The sequence below is a fragment of the Veillonella parvula genome, assembly GCF_032472435.1.
GTDB lineage: Bacteria > Bacillota > Negativicutes > Veillonellales > Veillonellaceae > Veillonella > Veillonella parvula_N.
Window position 1 is genome coordinate 230,734 of sequence record NZ_JAWEGM010000002.1, and the last position, 15,308, is coordinate 246,041.

Here is a 15,308-nt window from a genome sequence, read left to right on the forward strand (position 1 = left end):
TATACTTTTATTTTACCAATTATTTACCACTAAATCTACGATGAATGATATAAATTTACAGGAAATTTGCAAAGAATTACATATTTATGAATTTGGAATTGCCTCATGGCCACTACCTGAACAGGCCAAAACTATTTTATTTGAAAGCAACCCATGCCCCTTTACTACGGCAGATGTGGAGGCAAGACTACTAGGAACGACTCGGTTTATGCCCAAAAGTGCCATCGTTTGTCTATTCCCGTACCATGTACAACACAATGGCCATACCAATCTATCGCGCTATACATGGTCAACAGATTATCACCTGGTCATTAATGAATATTTAGAACGTCTTATTGAAAGATTACAAATAATTGATGACTCGGCTCAGTTCTCCATTCATTGCGACACCTCTCCTTTAGCAGATCGGTACATGGCCTACTTAGCAGGTCTCGGCTTTTACGGAAAGAACAACTGTTTTATCAGCCCTAAATGGGGTTCTTATGTCGTTATTGGTACGATTTTAACAACACTAGAACTCAAACCAAATGCCCCTCTTGAGCAGTCCTGTATAGGATGCAATCGTTGTATTACAGCATGCTTAGGCCAATGTTTGGGCCATGACGAATTTAAATTCGCGACTTGTAAAAGCTACTTAACTCAGAAAAAAGGAGAACTTACCGATGAAGAGGAACAGATTCTCGCTAAAACACCACTCGTATTTGGTTGTGATGTGTGCCAAGAGGTGTGTCCTCACAACAAAGATATTCCAACTACGCCAATCCCAGAATTCCAACAGATAAAACCGTATATCAATATAGACGAACTAGAAACACTAACGAACAAAGAATTCAAAGCAAAATACGGTCATCGAGCCTTCTCGTGGCGAGGTAAAAAAATACTAATGAGAAATCAAGAGATTATAGATAGAAAAAATAAACTATAATATTCAATAAGGCATAATAATTAACAAATACGCTTATAATAATAATTATTATTAAACAAACTAACAAAAATTTGATAAAGCATTAGCAACATAATCTACAAATCTTTAGAATCAAAAGAGACGGCCCAAATGAACTATACCTTCAAAATTGTGTCCAATTTTTGGGGTACAGTTCAAGAAGTCGTCTCTTTTAGTAGTTATTTAATTTCGTAATAGTTCAACTCATCCAAACTTTTACCAAGAGCAGGAATATATATTTCAAGAAACATATCTACCTCAGGCATATTTAGAGTTTTCAACTTGGCTAAGATAGAGTCATGTGCCTCTTTAAACTCATCATTCCCTGCCTTGAGCTCTTTGACGCATTTCATATAGGCTGAAATTGTATCAGCAGCCTTAACAAGAGGCCATTCTGGACTAGTCTCTGCATCAACAAGTATAGGCTTATAAACAGATTGTAACCGGTCTGGCAAGGTTGATAGCATTTTTTCTTGCGCCAAAGTTTCAACCTCACCATACAGTTCACGCAACTTTGGATCAAAATACTTGATTGGTGTCGGCATATCTCCTGTAAAGATTTCACTCACCTCATGATACATGGCTATGACAGCTACCTTATTAATATCTACATTTCCACCGAAGTATTCATTTTTTATAGCTCCCAAATTGTGGGCTACCATAGCCACTTCAAGGCTATGTTCTTGAATATTTTCTATTTCCGTATTTCGCATGAGGCTCCATCGATTGATAAAGCGCATGCGTTTTAAAAATGCAAAAAATGAACTCATATATCCCCCATTACACAATAGGTCCTTAAATTACCCCACGGAGTTTAAAGCCATAATCAAGGAATTGCACCGCTTCATCCCAACGGTTATCATCGTTTAACATGACTACAATCATAGTATGGCCCTTACGTGTGGCAGACGCAATCAAACATTCTCCTGCTGCATTTGTAAAACCTGTTTTCAAACCATTTGCGCCAGGATATTTGTTGCGAATGAAGTGGTTTGTAGTACGAATTGTTTCTGGTGCACGGTTTTGGTACGGCACCTTATAGTAATCATTGGCAACCTTATCACGGAACATTTGGTATTTCATACCGTACGCGGCAATCATCGCTAAATCACGAGCCGTAGAATGGTGACCCTTTTGTGTTAATCCATGAGGATTCAAGAATACACTATTCTTTGCCCCCGCTTTTGCAGCAATGCGAGTCATATCCTTAGCAAATTTATCTACAGAACCACTTACATTTTCGGCTACTACAACAGCCGCATCATTACCACTAGCAACCATCATACCTTCAAGAACACCTTCCAATGTAATCTGATCGCCTACGCGAACCCCAAGGTTTGATTCTTCCATGCTCGTTGCATAGCTACTTATAGTAGCTAATTCATCAAGCTGTGTGCCCTTTAATTCTAAGGCAGTTAACAAGGTGACCATTTTTGTAGTACTAGCTGGATGCATCCACTTATCTGGGTTCTTTGCAAATAAAATTTCTTTTGTATCTGCATCAATGAGGACTACGGCCTCACCAACAGTAGAAGGGGGGGCAATGTATGCAGCTTGAGCAACACTAGCACCTATAAATATGATTCCTATAAAAGTTATGGCCAATACCAATTTCTTATAAAACATATAAATATTCGTCGTTAAAAGTGTCATCACTCTCGTTCTACCTTCCAGTATCTTAACTTTCAAGACTATCATCTATTGCTACATCTGTAGCAGTTGCTTTCTTCTTTGTTCCTTTAATTTCACCTGTCGATGTATCCACATTTTGAATATATACTACACGTTGAGGATATGGAATATCGATGCCATATTTATCAAAGGCATCTTTTACATCAGACATAATGCTATATTGAACATCGAGGAAATCCTTCGACTTAACACGAGCATAAGCAGCAATTCGTACAGAATTATCTCCAAATTCAGAGATACCTATTTCCATATTCTTCGGATTAAGGACACGTTTATCTGCTGCAAAAATATTTTTTAAGATTTTTATTGCTTCATGATGATCATTATTATAACCAATGTCAAATGTAAATGGGATAACACGTTCTGTAGTATAAACAATGTTAGTTACAGCTTGTGATGTAAGAAGAGAGTTAGGTATGTATACATTCTTTTGATCTTTTGTAGTAATAACTGTATACATAAATTGGATTGATTTAACACTGCCGACTACATCACCCACCTGAATAACGTGACCCGCTCTAAAAGGTTTGAAGATAAGAATTAATAAACCAGATGCTAAGTTAGAAAGGTTATTCTGTAAGGCAAGACCAATACCTAAACCAAACGCACCAAAAGCAGCTATAAAGGATGTTGTAGGAATACCGATTTGGTTTAAGCAAATCAATACTAACCCTACTAGCAAAGCATAATTAATAATTTGAGTGATAAAGCTCATCGCTGCTGAGTCATAGGAAGCTTTTGTCATAATGCGCACCGCAAAAGCTTTTACCCATTTAATAGCATATCGCCCTATCCAAAATAAAATTAGTGCTAATAAAATATTTCCAGCTTGTGCAAAAAACCAGTCCCTAATTTGAATTAATATATTAGCGTCTTTAAAAAGAAATTCAGAAACAGCACTTAAGAAATTAGCCATAGTAACCATCCATAATATAAATCTATACAATCACAAATATACGTCTCAACATAATAGCAATATAATAACGGTAAATATATATGCTATAATTTTACATATGCATTTGCAATACGATAATAAAGATATTATATCGTTATATTCCATATATAACAATCATAAAACTAGGGAGACTTACATGTTCAAAAATCTATACGAAGCACCCCAAGAGCTCGCTACTGGAGGCTATGTAACTAGAGAGTTACACTCCGTTACGGTACACTTTGACGATATCCACTATTCTCTTTCGAGCGGACAATTAAATGGTGGCTATCACCATACGCTAGCGGTACGCAACCAACAGCTAACATATCAAATCGAAACAGAAAAAGATTTACCCGGTGGCTCTGTAGCCGATTATTTGGCTCAAGAATTTGAACATATTGATACTCCTGTTCATTTTAGTACAGCACTTCTCACGTCTGCCACAATGCATCTACACGCCTATGCCAAAGTTGAAGAACATGATACTATTGTGGAAACTATCGTGACTGCAGGCTATGAAAAAACGGCACATCGCGCAGGTACAGGCTATTGTTACGAAGAGCGTGATGGAGACTTCATAGTGCCAGGCACAATTAATATTCTCGTATTTACAAATAAAGCTTTAACAGATAGCGCTATGGTAAAAGCTATTATGACGATTACCGAGGCCAAAACAGCAGCCCTACAAGATTGGAATGTTGAAAGTGTACGCCTCCATCCGTTTATTAATGAAGACATTCCTGATGCAATTACAAAAGAACGCAAAACATCTGCCACAGGTACCTCTACAGATGGTATCATCCTCACCATCGATACAAATGGAGATATCTTAACAGATGCTGGTTCCTTCTCATTATTTGGAGACACCTTAGCCAAGGCTGTCTATGTAGGCGTACAAAGAGCACTAGAAAATGCTATCGGCGCTGAATAGACCTATCATGTGATATCCAAAAACATCTAGAATGATACCCCAAAAATTATCATTCAACTCCCAATCATATACGAAAAATATAATACAAATGGAAAACCGCACATCCTAGGCGATCGGAATGTGCGGTTTATTGCATATAAAACTGTTAAATACAGTATAATTCTTGAAAATGAATATCAAATTAAATTTTGAGATATTTTCTCAACTTTTTATTGAATTAATTATTGGATCAAAGAATCATTATGTTCCATGAATATTATGTGCTTTTAATAATCATAGAAGAATTGTTGTAACTTTTTAAGATTTTTAGTTTTTGTAAGCCCTAGCATCAATAAAATACGCGCTTTTTGTGGACTTAAAGTATCACATACTAGATAGTTTGCCAGTGCATCTTGTGGCACTGCAGATACCATGCCACTACCGGTACGAGAAGCACGTACCGTTGGAAACTTTGTATTCTGTGTAATTTGACGTACATTTTGTGGGATTGTACCATGACCAAGACCTGTTAAGATTAAACCGTCAGGATTTGTAGCAACTACACTCATAGGCACCATATCATCCATACCACCATAACAAGTCATTATAACTACACGAGGCAACTCAGACAATTTACTCACATCAAATACAGAGTCTTGAGTATGGCGTCGAGTAGACGTTTTATAATAGTGGGCAACACCATCTTGTACAATACCAAGATGTCCCACTAATGGACTATCAAAAGTCGCTACATTAGTAGTGTTGCATTTAGATACATCCCTTGCCCCATCAATATAGCCATTTAATACGACTACCACACCTTTACCTACAGACGATGGTGTTCTCGCTACTTGGATAGCTTGCAATAAATTAATTGGCCCATCTGCACTAATAGCACCTGCAGGTCTCATAGATCCAGTAATAACAATTGGCTTGTCTGTATGAACTGTCAGATTCAGAAAATACGCTGTCTCCTCCATGCTATCTGTGCCGTGAGTAATGACAACACCACCGATATCATCTCGATTAACCAATTTTTGCACCAACTTAGAAAGTTCTAACCAGTGATTTACGGTAATATCGGAGCTTTCAATATTACTAAACTGAGTATATGTATAAGGACCATACGGTTTTGTGCCAGGTACAGAGGCTAAAATTTCGTCAAGGCCTAACACCCCTGCCGTATAACCTGTTAAATCCGTATTTGAAGTACCTTTTCCAGCAATAGTTCCTCCAGTACCAATCAAAGCGATTTTTGTCTCCATATTGCCTCCACTATAAATCAAGATTTTCCCCCTATCAATTAAAGGTTTGGGTCAAATGACGGCATCAACTCTAATTTATGCTTATTAATTCGATTCAGATGGTCGATTCGCTCTTTTGTTGCTTGATCTTCAATTTCCCCAGTTCTAATATAATGATCCAATACAGCATAGGTAAATCCTAATTTATCCTCATCGGACTGACCGCTGAGACCATCACTTGGCACCTTATCAACTAGGTGCAATGGAATATCAAGAAGTTTTCCTATTTGACGAACTTCTTCTACTACGAGTTGTGCGAGAGGGCTAAAATCACCCGCACTATCTCCGTATTTTGTAGAGTATCCTACGTAGTCTTCAGATCCATTACAAGTATTTGCTACACGAGCACCATTTGGTAAATTTTGTCCTACTGCATAGAGAGTTGCCATCCGGAGACGAGGCGGCGTATTAATGGCAGCATCTTTAGATAAATTGGTTCTCCCCGTTACAGCATCATACCCCTTAGCCTGAACGATAGCATGAGTTAGCGCCTCATAGGCAGCACCAATATTGACCGTCATGTGCGGAATTCCTAAATAATTTACCACTGTCTGAGCATCATCAATATCGGATTGCACTCCATTTGGCATAAGAACACCAACTACGCGATCTGCACCGAGAGCTTCTTTGCAAAGAGCCGCCACGATAGTCGAGTCCTTACCACCTGAAATACCAACTACAGCACTACAGTTAGGACCATTTTTACCAAAATAATCTCGAATCCATTGAATGAGGGCATCCTTTGTAGCTTGTGGATTTTCTAACATAGGCCCTCCTACTTTTTCCGATAAATACGGTTCAATAAATCCATCTTCAATTGATAGTAGCTAGGACTCATATCAAGGTAGTGACGATGTGGATTTTCAAAGCGTTGCTCTTCAGGCCAAATTTCATTAGCTAATTGATCTTGCACATATGCTCGAATTTCCTCTAGGGTTGGTAAGTCCACAACTAATTTACCATCCTTGATAATAAGCTGCTTCATCTCTTTAAAAGTGCAATTTTCAAAATATAATTCACGCCAAGGTTGCTCAGGATCGATATAACGATATGGTTCCTCTGTATCAGGTACCTCTCTCAACAATGTTAATAAATCTGCAATCGCACGTCCTTTATCATTATAAACACGATATACCTTTTTAAGACCTGGATTAGTAATTTTTTCTACACTTTCAGAAATCTTGATACGCGGTTCCCACATACCATCTTTCTCGATGCTAGCAATCTTATATACCGCACCAAATACGGGGTCACTCTTAGAGGTAATGAGGCGCTCCCCTACACCAAAGATATCAATAGGCCCACCTTGTATTAGCAAAGATGTAATTGTATACTCGTCTAGGCTATTTGATGCCATGATTTTACAATCCTCTAAACCTGCATCATCTAGCATACGTCGTGCTTTTTTAGCCAAATACGCAAGGTCACCAGAATCTAGGCGAATTCCTTTTAAGCGTTTCCCCATTGGCTCCAATACATCCTTTGCTACCTTAATAGCATTGGGCACGCCAGAGTTTAACACATCATAAGTATCAACGAGGAATACTGCATTATCTGGATACACTTCGGCATAGGCTTTGAAAGCATCGTATTCAGAACCATAGTACATAACCCAGCTATGTGCCATGGTCCCGCTGACAGGAATGCCAAACTGTTGCCCTGCTAAAACGGTTGCAGTGGACTGAACACCACCAATATAAGCGGCTCTTGCACCATATACAGCAGCGTCTACATTATGTGCACGACGAGCACCAAAGTCAGCCACAATACGCCCATCCGCAGCGCGAACGATGCGATTAGCTTTTGTGGCGATAAGAGATTGATGGTTCATCATAGTAAGTACTGCAGTTTCTATGATTTGTGCATCTATGAGAGACGCCACAATTGTAATTACAGGTTCATTAGGATAGATGATAGAACCTTCTGGGAAGGCATATACATCACCGGTGAAAGAGAAGTCTTCTAGATATTCTAAAAATTCTTCACTAAAAATACCCTGACTCCGTAAATAAGAGATATCACTTTCATCAAAGTGTAAATTTAAAATGTACTCAACGATTTGTTCAAGTCCACCAAAAATAGCAAAACCGCCCTTGTCTGGATTACGTCTAAAAAACACATCAAATGCGACGCGATCCACATTTTTTAATTTTGTAAAGTAGCCATGTGCCATAGTCATCTCATAAAAATCCATAAGCATGCTAATATTGCGGCTTTCATGTTGCATTAGTTCACCAACCTTCTAAGATCTATAGAAATTTAGTTAATTGTTATTCGTTATTCGTATACCCTCATTATACAATATTATTCCTATATAGCTAGCACCTAGCATAAGCTATCCTAATAATCTTTATTGTGATATAACTATATATATACAATAATAATTTATATAGTTCGTATGTATGAAAGGACCTAGTCTAGACTGTAAAACAAGCGACCATTACGCTATAATATTTTATTTTATATTGTTTTAAAAGCTTTCAATAATACATACATGTCTATTCTACATGAGAATGAAAGGTACCATTATGGAAACAATCGTTCAATCAAAACGCGTTTTAGAAATTTTTAAAGAAATGAGCCAAATTCCGCGTGAGTCCGGCAATGAAAAAGGAATCAGCGATTACATCGTGAACTTTGCCAAAAATTTAGGTCTTGAAGTTCAGCAAGACGAAATCTTTAATGTAGTTATAAAAAAAGCTGCATCTCCAGGTTATGAAAACCGTCCATCCATCATTTTACAAGGCCATATTGATATGGTTTGTGTTAAAGACCATGACTCTAACCACGACTTCTCTAAAGATCCAATCGCCAACATCATCGAAGGCGATTGGATGCACGCAGACCATACAACGTTAGGTGCTGATAATGGCATGGGTGCTGCTATGATGCTTGCTCTCCTTGAAGATGAAAACCAACAACATGGTCCAATGCAATTATTATTCACTACCAACGAAGAAACTGGTATGGATGGTGCCTTTGCCATTAAAGAAGGCCAAATAACTGGTGACTACTTACTCAACCTAGATACAGAGGTAGAACATGACTTCACCGTTAGTTGTGCTGGCGGTTGCCACGTACATGTAAAAATTCCATTGTTACGCGATAACAATCAACCAGGCTATGATGCGGGCCTATCCATTACAGTAACCGGCCTCAAAGGGGGGCACTCCGGCATTGAAATCAACGAGCAACGAGCCAATGCAAACCAAGTACTAACCCGTGTGCTCTATGATATTCAACAACAATATCCTATTAGTTTAGCGTTCTTCGAAGGTGGCGTAAAACATAATGCAATCCCGTCTAAGGCAGTAGCTGTATTATCTGTACGTTCTGAAGATGTGGCAGCCATTAAAACATTACTCGCATACCAAGAAAAACAATATCAACACGAATATAGCGTACAGGATCCAGGACTTACATTCGTAGTTGAAGATGTTCCTACTCCTGAAATAGTATATGCAGAAGACACAACAGAAGCACTTATTACATATATCTATCTTGCACAAGATGGGGTTCATTCTGTAAGTAAGTCTATCCCAAACCTTGTAGAAACATCTAATAATATTGCTATCGTACGTGAAAATCAACATACCATTGAAATACTCATTTCTATTCGTAGTTCCAATAGCAATAGTCTTGAATTCTTAACGAAAAAAATGATGCTTCTTGCAAAAGCACTCGGCGTAGCTGCAGAGCGTACAGGTGGATATCCAGCATGGGAATACGACAAAGGCTCAAAATTGGAAGAACAAGCGATTTCCCTGCATAACGAAATGTTCGATACACCAGCTAATGTAAATGCCATTCACGCAGGCCTCGAATGTGGTTTATTAAAAGGCGTATTGCCAAATACACAGATGATTAGCTTTGGGCCTACTATCGTAAGTCCTCATACACCATCAGAACGTGTTCATTTACCTTCTGTTGAAAATGTATATGTGTACCTCAAAGCATTATTAGCAAAATTACAATAAAATAAATAATTACTATATTTTTGATGTATAATTTGCTATACTATAAGCAAATAACACATCAAGTTACGAGACCCATGTAATAGTGACTCTCCAACCCTCCTACAAGTAATTCAGCCATCTCTCCAACTGAATTATCTTGTAGGAGGGATTTTTTTCATAAAAATTCCTCAACTATATAAATAAATATTTATTCATACAGGAGTATCCTTTCATATATGAACAACATGGAATGCATCGTTTTATTTATAAATAATTATGAATATCAACTACATGTGCCAGTATACTCATATATAGTATATAATCTATAAATTTCAAAAAAGGCTGTTAAACTCTGACTCATTCACTAGTCTCCATATACCCCATAGAGTATTTTCTGTGTTATCTTATAGGTGTATACTGTGTTTACATTATGCAGGAGGTATATATGATTCCAATAGTTATCATATCCGGATTTCTAGGTTCTGGAAAAACAACATTCTTACAACATATACTAAAAGAACATACATCGAAAGATAAAATTCTTATTATAGAAAACGATTTTGGTGAAACTAGCCTCGATGCTGCTAATCTTGCAAAAACAGGGGCCACAGTCCGTGAAGTAACATCTGGCTGTATTTGCTGTAGCTTACAAGGAAATTTCCAACAGGCACTACTTGATATTCTCCAAAATTACAAAATCGATATGATCTACATCGAGCCATCAGGTGTTAGCAAGCTTAGTGAAATCATCCATACTTGTAACGACGAGGACATTGCAAAATCTGCTTACGTTCACGCATCGATAACGACTGTCGATGCTATGCAAGCACCAATGTTTATCAAAAATTTTGGACTTTTCTTCAAGGATCAAATCACTCATAGTGATGCGATTTTTTTGAGCCATACAGAAGATATTCAACAAACAAGCATTACGAAACGTATGATTCGCGACCTCGCGCCACATACACCAATCCATGAAGAAGCATGGGATACCATCAGTTTGCGTGATTACATCAAGCGTCTGTATCATTGTCATGATGATCACTGTTTGCACGATGAACATTTATTTATGAGTCATACCTTTAAGGATTTACGTACTCTCAGTCTCGCACAGTGGAAAACCATTTTAGAAGGCATGCCTGATACAGTGCTTCGTGCCAAAGGGATTGTACCTACTACAGAAGGCCCACACGAACTCCAGTACGGCACACATTATTGTTCGCTTTCACCTAGTGAAACTAATGACTATAGTTTAGTCGTTATCGGAACAGATTTTAATGTACCAATGGTACATAACGAAGTGTGTCAATCATGATTCCTGTTTATATCGTTACAGGGTTTATTGGATCCGGTAAAAGCACATTCATAAACAAACAATTACAATACCGAAAAAAGCTAGGCGGTACCGCAATAATCAGCGCCGAAGAAGGCAGTGAGCCTCTTATCAAAGAGCCCTTACAACTCAATGCGGATGAACTCAGTGCTATCGTTCCTAGCGATATCAAGTCTTACGAGTTGATAGCCTGTAAAATCGGGGATTATTTAAAACAAGTACAGCCAAAAGAGCTATGGATTGAGTGGAATGGCATGGTAAGCTTTCATCAACTAGAAGCCTTACTATATAGCGATATGTTAAGACACCTAGTACAAATAGAAAAGGTATTATATATTTGTACCGATCAATTTGTTTCAACCATACTCCCTGGTTTAGGTAATGATGTAATGAGTCAATTATACAGCGCAGATTGTATCATAACAGAGTCCGATACACATCACACTTTATTGCGCACCTACAACGGAGAGGCTAAAATTGTAACCACTCCCACCCCTGAAAAAGTGGAGCAGCTGTGCCGAAATTCTACATGGGGACTCATTCCCAATCTATTAGTTATTGGTGTTACAACTTATATACTGTTGGTCACAGCTTTTCGCCATGACATCCCCTATTCCATCCACCAATGCTTTGCTATAATCACGGGTCTCATCATCGAAGCCATCCCATTCCTATTGCTAGGCACGGTAGGCTCAACGATTATTCGCTATTTCGTACCACAACGAGTGCTACTAAAACTGTTAGGAGACCATTCTTGGAAAAGTTATGGGGCTGCTATGGTCAGTGGCTTTGCCTTGCCAATTTGTGACTGTGCTATCATCCCCTTATTCAAAGCACTAATAGACAGAGGTATCCCTTTATCGGTAGCCCTTTTATTTATGCTCGCTAGTCCGATTATAAACCCTATCACCATTCTTTCTACTTGGTATGCATTTCCAGACAATCCTATACTCTCCGTATGGCGTATCGTTTTAGGGCTAGTTGTGGCCTTGTTAGTAGCCCTATCATTCCGATTCTGGCCTCCAGCCACATCTATATTGAAAGCAAGAGCACCACAGAGTCTTAGCTACGAAGAAATCGTTTTAGAAACAACTAAAACTAAATATATTGATAAAAAAAGATTGTTAATCCATATGGAACAAGAGTTTTCTCAACTCTTATTCTATTTCTCCATGGCGGCAACTGTACTATCTATAGTTCAAGTGTATGGCAAACCTTGGCTTCTCAATGCAGGATTAACCTTGCCAGAATTTACAGCCATTCCAATTTTGCTGATGTTAGCATTCTTCTTCTCAGTCTGCTCTACATCAGATGCTATCATCGGTAAATCCTTAAGCACTTTATTTCCTATTAGCTCCGTAATGGGCTTCCTCATCTTGGGTCCGATGCTAGATATCAAAAATGTATATATATTAAAACAATATATGCCTCCCTCATTTATCGTACGATTAAGTATAACAATTGCCGTTATGTCCTACATAGCAGCATTAGTATTCAAATTTTTTCTTAGCTAGTTTACAAACTTTTATAATCATTATCTCAGTTCTTAATTAATTAAAAGGAGATGATTTCATGACATTAGGACTGAAAGATCGCTTTTCTATCGTGAAAGGTCTATTGTATCTCACCTTAGGTATCTGCTGTATTTACCTCATTGTGACAGGTCGTTATTTGAACTATATTGCACCACGTTATGAACTTTTACTAGGTATTAGTGGCGTTGCCCTTATTTTAGGAGGTCTAGCGACGATCATTTGGGCGCCTTCAAAATACTACAAGCATAACTGGAAGTCTATCGTTCCGATTATTATTCCCATTATGTTGCTCATCATTCCTCCCGTTCTTGTACCATCAACAGGCGTTCATGGTGCCGCTCGCGTAAACGATGATACTAACAATTTCGACTTTACAAACGATGCTATTGGAGAGGTTGTCACCGTTAACAGTGAAAGTAAAGAGCCAGGAATTTCCAAGGACAAAAAAGAAATCGTTTTGAACTCAGACAATTTCTATCAAACCATTGTAAAAGTTGGATCTAATGCGGATCAATATAAAGACTACACAGTTTATATGACAGGCTATGTGAACCGCGAAGATAATACATTAAAATCTAACGAATTTACTATTTCTCGTATGGCTATGGCTTGTTGTATTGCTGACGTTGCCCCTATTGGCATGACAGCCTATAAAACAGATGGTGATAGCTTACAAAATGAACAATGGGTATCGATTGAAGGAAAGGTTTCTACGCGAGACTTCCACGGTCGTAAACAACCATATGTAGAGATTACAAAAATCAAATCTGCAGAACCTATATTAGGCTATGTATACCCTTAAGAATTACATAAAAAACGAGGCTTAACGCCTCGTTTTTAATAGGAATGATTCTGTTAAATAAAATAACCTATATTTTATAATTCAATGTCTATATGAATCTACAACAAATTGATGCCTTATAATAATTATAATAATTATTATACTTATTCTAGTTATTCTAATTATAATAGTTATTAAAACGTTCTATTAGTGCTGTAATTCTTTAATAATTCTCTTGCCAAGAGATGCTGCTACAGCGCACAAGAAAATGTCTGGGCCAACTGGGATTAGGAAGCAAGTAATAATGACAGCTTCCACACCAATCGGCTTACCTAAATACAGATTCATAATAAAGTATAGGTACACCATGCCAAGACCATATACAATAAATAGATTTAATATGGATCCGGCTAGCAAACGTTTGAACGATAGTGTATCCATTGTCTCTGCAATGCGTCCTACTGCATACGCACCAACCATAAAGCCAATTAAATAACCAAAGGTAGGTTGCAAAATATAACTAGGACCTCCACCAGATGTAAAAATAGGAACCCCAACAAGGCCTAGTACAATATAAATGCCAACACTAGCGGCACCTAAACGACTACCTAAAACAATGCCCGCTAATGTAGTAAATAAGATTTGCAATGTAAACGGACAATTCGGTAATGGGACCCGTATGAAAGCACCAACCGCGATTAGCGCCACAAAGAGTGCTGTCATCGTTAACTGACGGGTGGTAATGCGAGTTTGTTTTGATACAGTAGAGCTCATGGTATACCTCCATTCATAACAGACCTAAGCAGGAATTTGTGCTATCAATGGAGAATAAAAGTCCAAGATAACACGGAAACAAACTACTAACTATCTAAATTAAAGCACTTGTATTTTTAATTGTCAACTATAATGGTTGACTTTTAGTTTACTATATAGTCTAATACTATATATACTATGTTTTTAGTACTTTTTAATTTTGACTATAGCTAATAGTTATTATCAATAGTTCATAATAACTAAAAGATATACTCATCTTCATACAAAAACCATCTAATTTCACCTTATTTTCATACAACAAGATTAAATTATACATAAGTAGATTGAGTAAAATCTACTTTCACAAAATCGTAACTAAACGAAAATTATAATTTGGTATCAGGAGGCATTGCTTATGAAAAATGTTAAGAAAGTATCCAAAGTACTATGTGCATTTGGCGTTAGTACAGTATTATTAGCAGGTGTAGTTGGTGCAGCTAGCAACCATGGTTACAACAACCATAGCAACTGGAATGGTGTTGGTAGCGTTGCTCCATCCGCACAAGCTAACTATTCTGTTGACTATATGGGCGCTGTTACAGTATTCCAACAACAATTCCCTGGCGCTACTGTAAAATCTATTTCCTATGATGCAAAACATAATCCTTACTATGAAGTAGAAGGTTATTATGGCAACCGTGAAGTAGAGCTTAAAGTAGACGAAGCATCTGGTCAAATCGTTGGTAAAGAAGTAAAAGGTTACTCCAAAGCTTCTAAAACAATTAACGTTCAAAACATCATCATTCCTGAAGTAGCTGAAACAAAAGCTATGGAAAAAGTTGGTTCTGATTTCCAAACTATGGATTGGACTGTTGAACGTGAAAACGGCAGAGTTGTATATGAATTTGATATGACAACTGGCGGCGGTAAAAATGCTGAAGTTAAAGTAGACGCTACATCCGGCAAAGTTATTAGCGCTAAAGTTAAAAACACAAAATACTAAGATTTTCATTTCATCAAGTGAAACCCTATCCTAACCCACTTAGATGACACACTACACATATAACACACATACTATACACACTGTATCCTTTGGATACACTCTCTAACACACTCTCAGAGAGTCCGTAACACTAACCACGGACTCCCTAAATCCTATCTCAC

General features: G+C 37.7%; 14 protein-coding genes. 7 read left to right on the forward strand and 7 right to left on the reverse strand.

The window, feature by feature from the left end:
* Nucleotides 1-40 precede the first annotated feature (40 nt).
* Nucleotides 41-925 (forward strand): epoxyqueuosine reductase, encoded by an 885-nt coding sequence (locus tag E7A03_RS04180; RefSeq protein WP_155086350.1) that lies wholly within the window; start codon nucleotides 41-43, stop codon nucleotides 923-925.
* Nucleotides 926-1,122: 197 nt separating this feature from the next.
* On the opposite strand, the gene yfbR is transcribed toward E7A03_RS04180, so the two are convergent.
* From yfbR to E7A03_RS04195, 3 genes are read right to left on the reverse strand one after another with little or no spacing between them, the layout of a single operon-like run.
* Nucleotides 1,123-1,713, reverse strand: a complete 591-nt coding sequence (yfbR, locus tag E7A03_RS04185) for a 5'-deoxynucleotidase (RefSeq protein WP_155086349.1) — start codon at nucleotides 1,711-1,713, stop codon at nucleotides 1,123-1,125.
* Between the two features lie 25 nt (nucleotides 1,714-1,738).
* Entirely contained in the window at nucleotides 1,739-2,596 is an 858-nt protein-coding gene (locus tag E7A03_RS04190) for a D-alanyl-D-alanine carboxypeptidase family protein (RefSeq protein WP_042986344.1), read from the reverse strand.
* 25 nt (nucleotides 2,597-2,621) lie between these two features.
* On the reverse strand, nucleotides 2,622-3,551 hold the full coding sequence (locus E7A03_RS04195) for a mechanosensitive ion channel family protein (protein ID WP_021147709.1): 930 nt from the start codon (nucleotides 3,549-3,551) through the stop codon (nucleotides 2,622-2,624).
* 175 nt (nucleotides 3,552-3,726) lie between these two features.
* On the opposite strand from E7A03_RS04195, the gene E7A03_RS04200 reads away from it, so the two are divergent.
* On the forward strand, nucleotides 3,727-4,503 hold the full coding sequence (locus E7A03_RS04200; protein WP_021147708.1) for an adenosylcobinamide amidohydrolase: 777 nt from the start codon (nucleotides 3,727-3,729) through the stop codon (nucleotides 4,501-4,503).
* A gap of 266 nt (nucleotides 4,504-4,769) precedes the next feature.
* On the opposite strand, the gene E7A03_RS04205 is transcribed toward E7A03_RS04200, so the two are convergent.
* From E7A03_RS04205 to E7A03_RS04215, 3 genes are read right to left on the reverse strand one after another with little or no spacing between them, the layout of a single operon-like run.
* Nucleotides 4,770-5,747: an asparaginase gene (locus E7A03_RS04205; RefSeq protein WP_316073718.1), complete on the reverse strand. Its 978-nt coding sequence runs from the start codon at nucleotides 5,745-5,747 to the stop codon at nucleotides 4,770-4,772.
* A 38-nt stretch (nucleotides 5,748-5,785) separates the two neighbouring features.
* Nucleotides 5,786-6,553, reverse strand: coding sequence for an NAD(+) synthase (nadE, locus tag E7A03_RS04210; protein ID WP_270279211.1), 768 nt, complete (start codon nucleotides 6,551-6,553; stop codon nucleotides 5,786-5,788).
* A gap of 8 nt (nucleotides 6,554-6,561) precedes the next feature.
* On the reverse strand, nucleotides 6,562-8,013 hold the full coding sequence (locus E7A03_RS04215; RefSeq protein ID WP_270279212.1) for a nicotinate phosphoribosyltransferase: 1,452 nt from the start codon (nucleotides 8,011-8,013) through the stop codon (nucleotides 6,562-6,564).
* 301 nt (nucleotides 8,014-8,314) lie between these two features.
* Here E7A03_RS04215 and E7A03_RS04220 point away from each other — a divergent pair, with 301 nt between their 5' ends.
* From E7A03_RS04220 to E7A03_RS04235, 4 genes are all read left to right on the forward strand, one after another.
* On the forward strand, nucleotides 8,315-9,763 hold the full coding sequence (locus E7A03_RS04220; RefSeq protein WP_316073808.1) for an aminoacyl-histidine dipeptidase: 1,449 nt from the start codon (nucleotides 8,315-8,317) through the stop codon (nucleotides 9,761-9,763).
* A gap of 424 nt (nucleotides 9,764-10,187) precedes the next feature.
* Nucleotides 10,188-11,057, forward strand: a complete 870-nt coding sequence (locus E7A03_RS04225) for a CobW family GTP-binding protein (RefSeq protein WP_221741375.1) — start codon at nucleotides 10,188-10,190, stop codon at nucleotides 11,055-11,057.
* On the forward strand, nucleotides 11,054-12,589 hold the full coding sequence (locus E7A03_RS04230; RefSeq protein WP_004693917.1) for a permease: 1,536 nt from the start codon (nucleotides 11,054-11,056) through the stop codon (nucleotides 12,587-12,589). Before E7A03_RS04225 ends, E7A03_RS04230 begins: the two co-directional genes overlap by 4 nt.
* Nucleotides 12,590-12,647: 58 nt before the next feature.
* Nucleotides 12,648-13,412, forward strand: coding sequence for a TIGR03943 family putative permease subunit (locus E7A03_RS04235; RefSeq protein ID WP_316073719.1), 765 nt, complete (start codon nucleotides 12,648-12,650; stop codon nucleotides 13,410-13,412).
* A gap of 186 nt (nucleotides 13,413-13,598) precedes the next feature.
* Here the strand turns inward: E7A03_RS04235 and E7A03_RS04240 are convergent, their stop codons facing one another.
* Nucleotides 13,599-14,165 (reverse strand): biotin transporter BioY, encoded by a 567-nt coding sequence (locus tag E7A03_RS04240; protein ID WP_008602966.1) that lies wholly within the window; start codon nucleotides 14,163-14,165, stop codon nucleotides 13,599-13,601.
* 394 nt (nucleotides 14,166-14,559) lie between these two features.
* Here E7A03_RS04240 and E7A03_RS04245 point away from each other — a divergent pair, with 394 nt between their 5' ends.
* Nucleotides 14,560-15,147: a PepSY domain-containing protein gene (locus E7A03_RS04245; protein ID WP_008602968.1), complete on the forward strand. Its 588-nt coding sequence runs from the start codon at nucleotides 14,560-14,562 to the stop codon at nucleotides 15,145-15,147.
* The last annotated feature ends 161 nt before the right edge of the window (nucleotides 15,148-15,308 follow it).

Bases quoted from the DNA above. Each gene is read 5' to 3' on its own strand.
- E7A03_RS04180 (WP_155086350.1), top strand. From the start codon at position 41: ATGAATGATATAAATTTACAGGAAATTTGCAAAGAATTACATATTTAT.
- yfbR (WP_155086349.1), bottom strand. From the start codon at position 1,713: ATGAGTTCATTTTTTGCATTTTTAAAACGCATGCGCTTTATCAATCGA.
- E7A03_RS04190 (WP_042986344.1), bottom strand. From the start codon at position 2,596: ATGACACTTTTAACGACGAATATTTATATGTTTTATAAGAAATTGGTA.
- E7A03_RS04195 (WP_021147709.1), bottom strand. From the start codon at position 3,551: ATGGCTAATTTCTTAAGTGCTGTTTCTGAATTTCTTTTTAAAGACGCT.
- E7A03_RS04200 (WP_021147708.1), top strand. From the start codon at position 3,727: ATGTTCAAAAATCTATACGAAGCACCCCAAGAGCTCGCTACTGGAGGC.
- E7A03_RS04205 (WP_316073718.1), bottom strand. From the start codon at position 5,747: ATGGAGACAAAAATCGCTTTGATTGGTACTGGAGGAACTATTGCTGGA.
- nadE (WP_270279211.1), bottom strand. From the start codon at position 6,553: ATGTTAGAAAATCCACAAGCTACAAAGGATGCCCTCATTCAATGGATT.
- E7A03_RS04215 (WP_270279212.1), bottom strand. From the start codon at position 8,013: ATGCAACATGAAAGCCGCAATATTAGCATGCTTATGGATTTTTATGAG.
- E7A03_RS04220 (WP_316073808.1), top strand. From the start codon at position 8,315: ATGGAAACAATCGTTCAATCAAAACGCGTTTTAGAAATTTTTAAAGAA.
- E7A03_RS04225 (WP_221741375.1), top strand. From the start codon at position 10,188: ATGATTCCAATAGTTATCATATCCGGATTTCTAGGTTCTGGAAAAACA.
- E7A03_RS04230 (WP_004693917.1), top strand. From the start codon at position 11,054: ATGATTCCTGTTTATATCGTTACAGGGTTTATTGGATCCGGTAAAAGC.
- E7A03_RS04235 (WP_316073719.1), top strand. From the start codon at position 12,648: ATGACATTAGGACTGAAAGATCGCTTTTCTATCGTGAAAGGTCTATTG.
- E7A03_RS04240 (WP_008602966.1), bottom strand. From the start codon at position 14,165: ATGAGCTCTACTGTATCAAAACAAACTCGCATTACCACCCGTCAGTTA.
- E7A03_RS04245 (WP_008602968.1), top strand. From the start codon at position 14,560: ATGAAAAATGTTAAGAAAGTATCCAAAGTACTATGTGCATTTGGCGTT.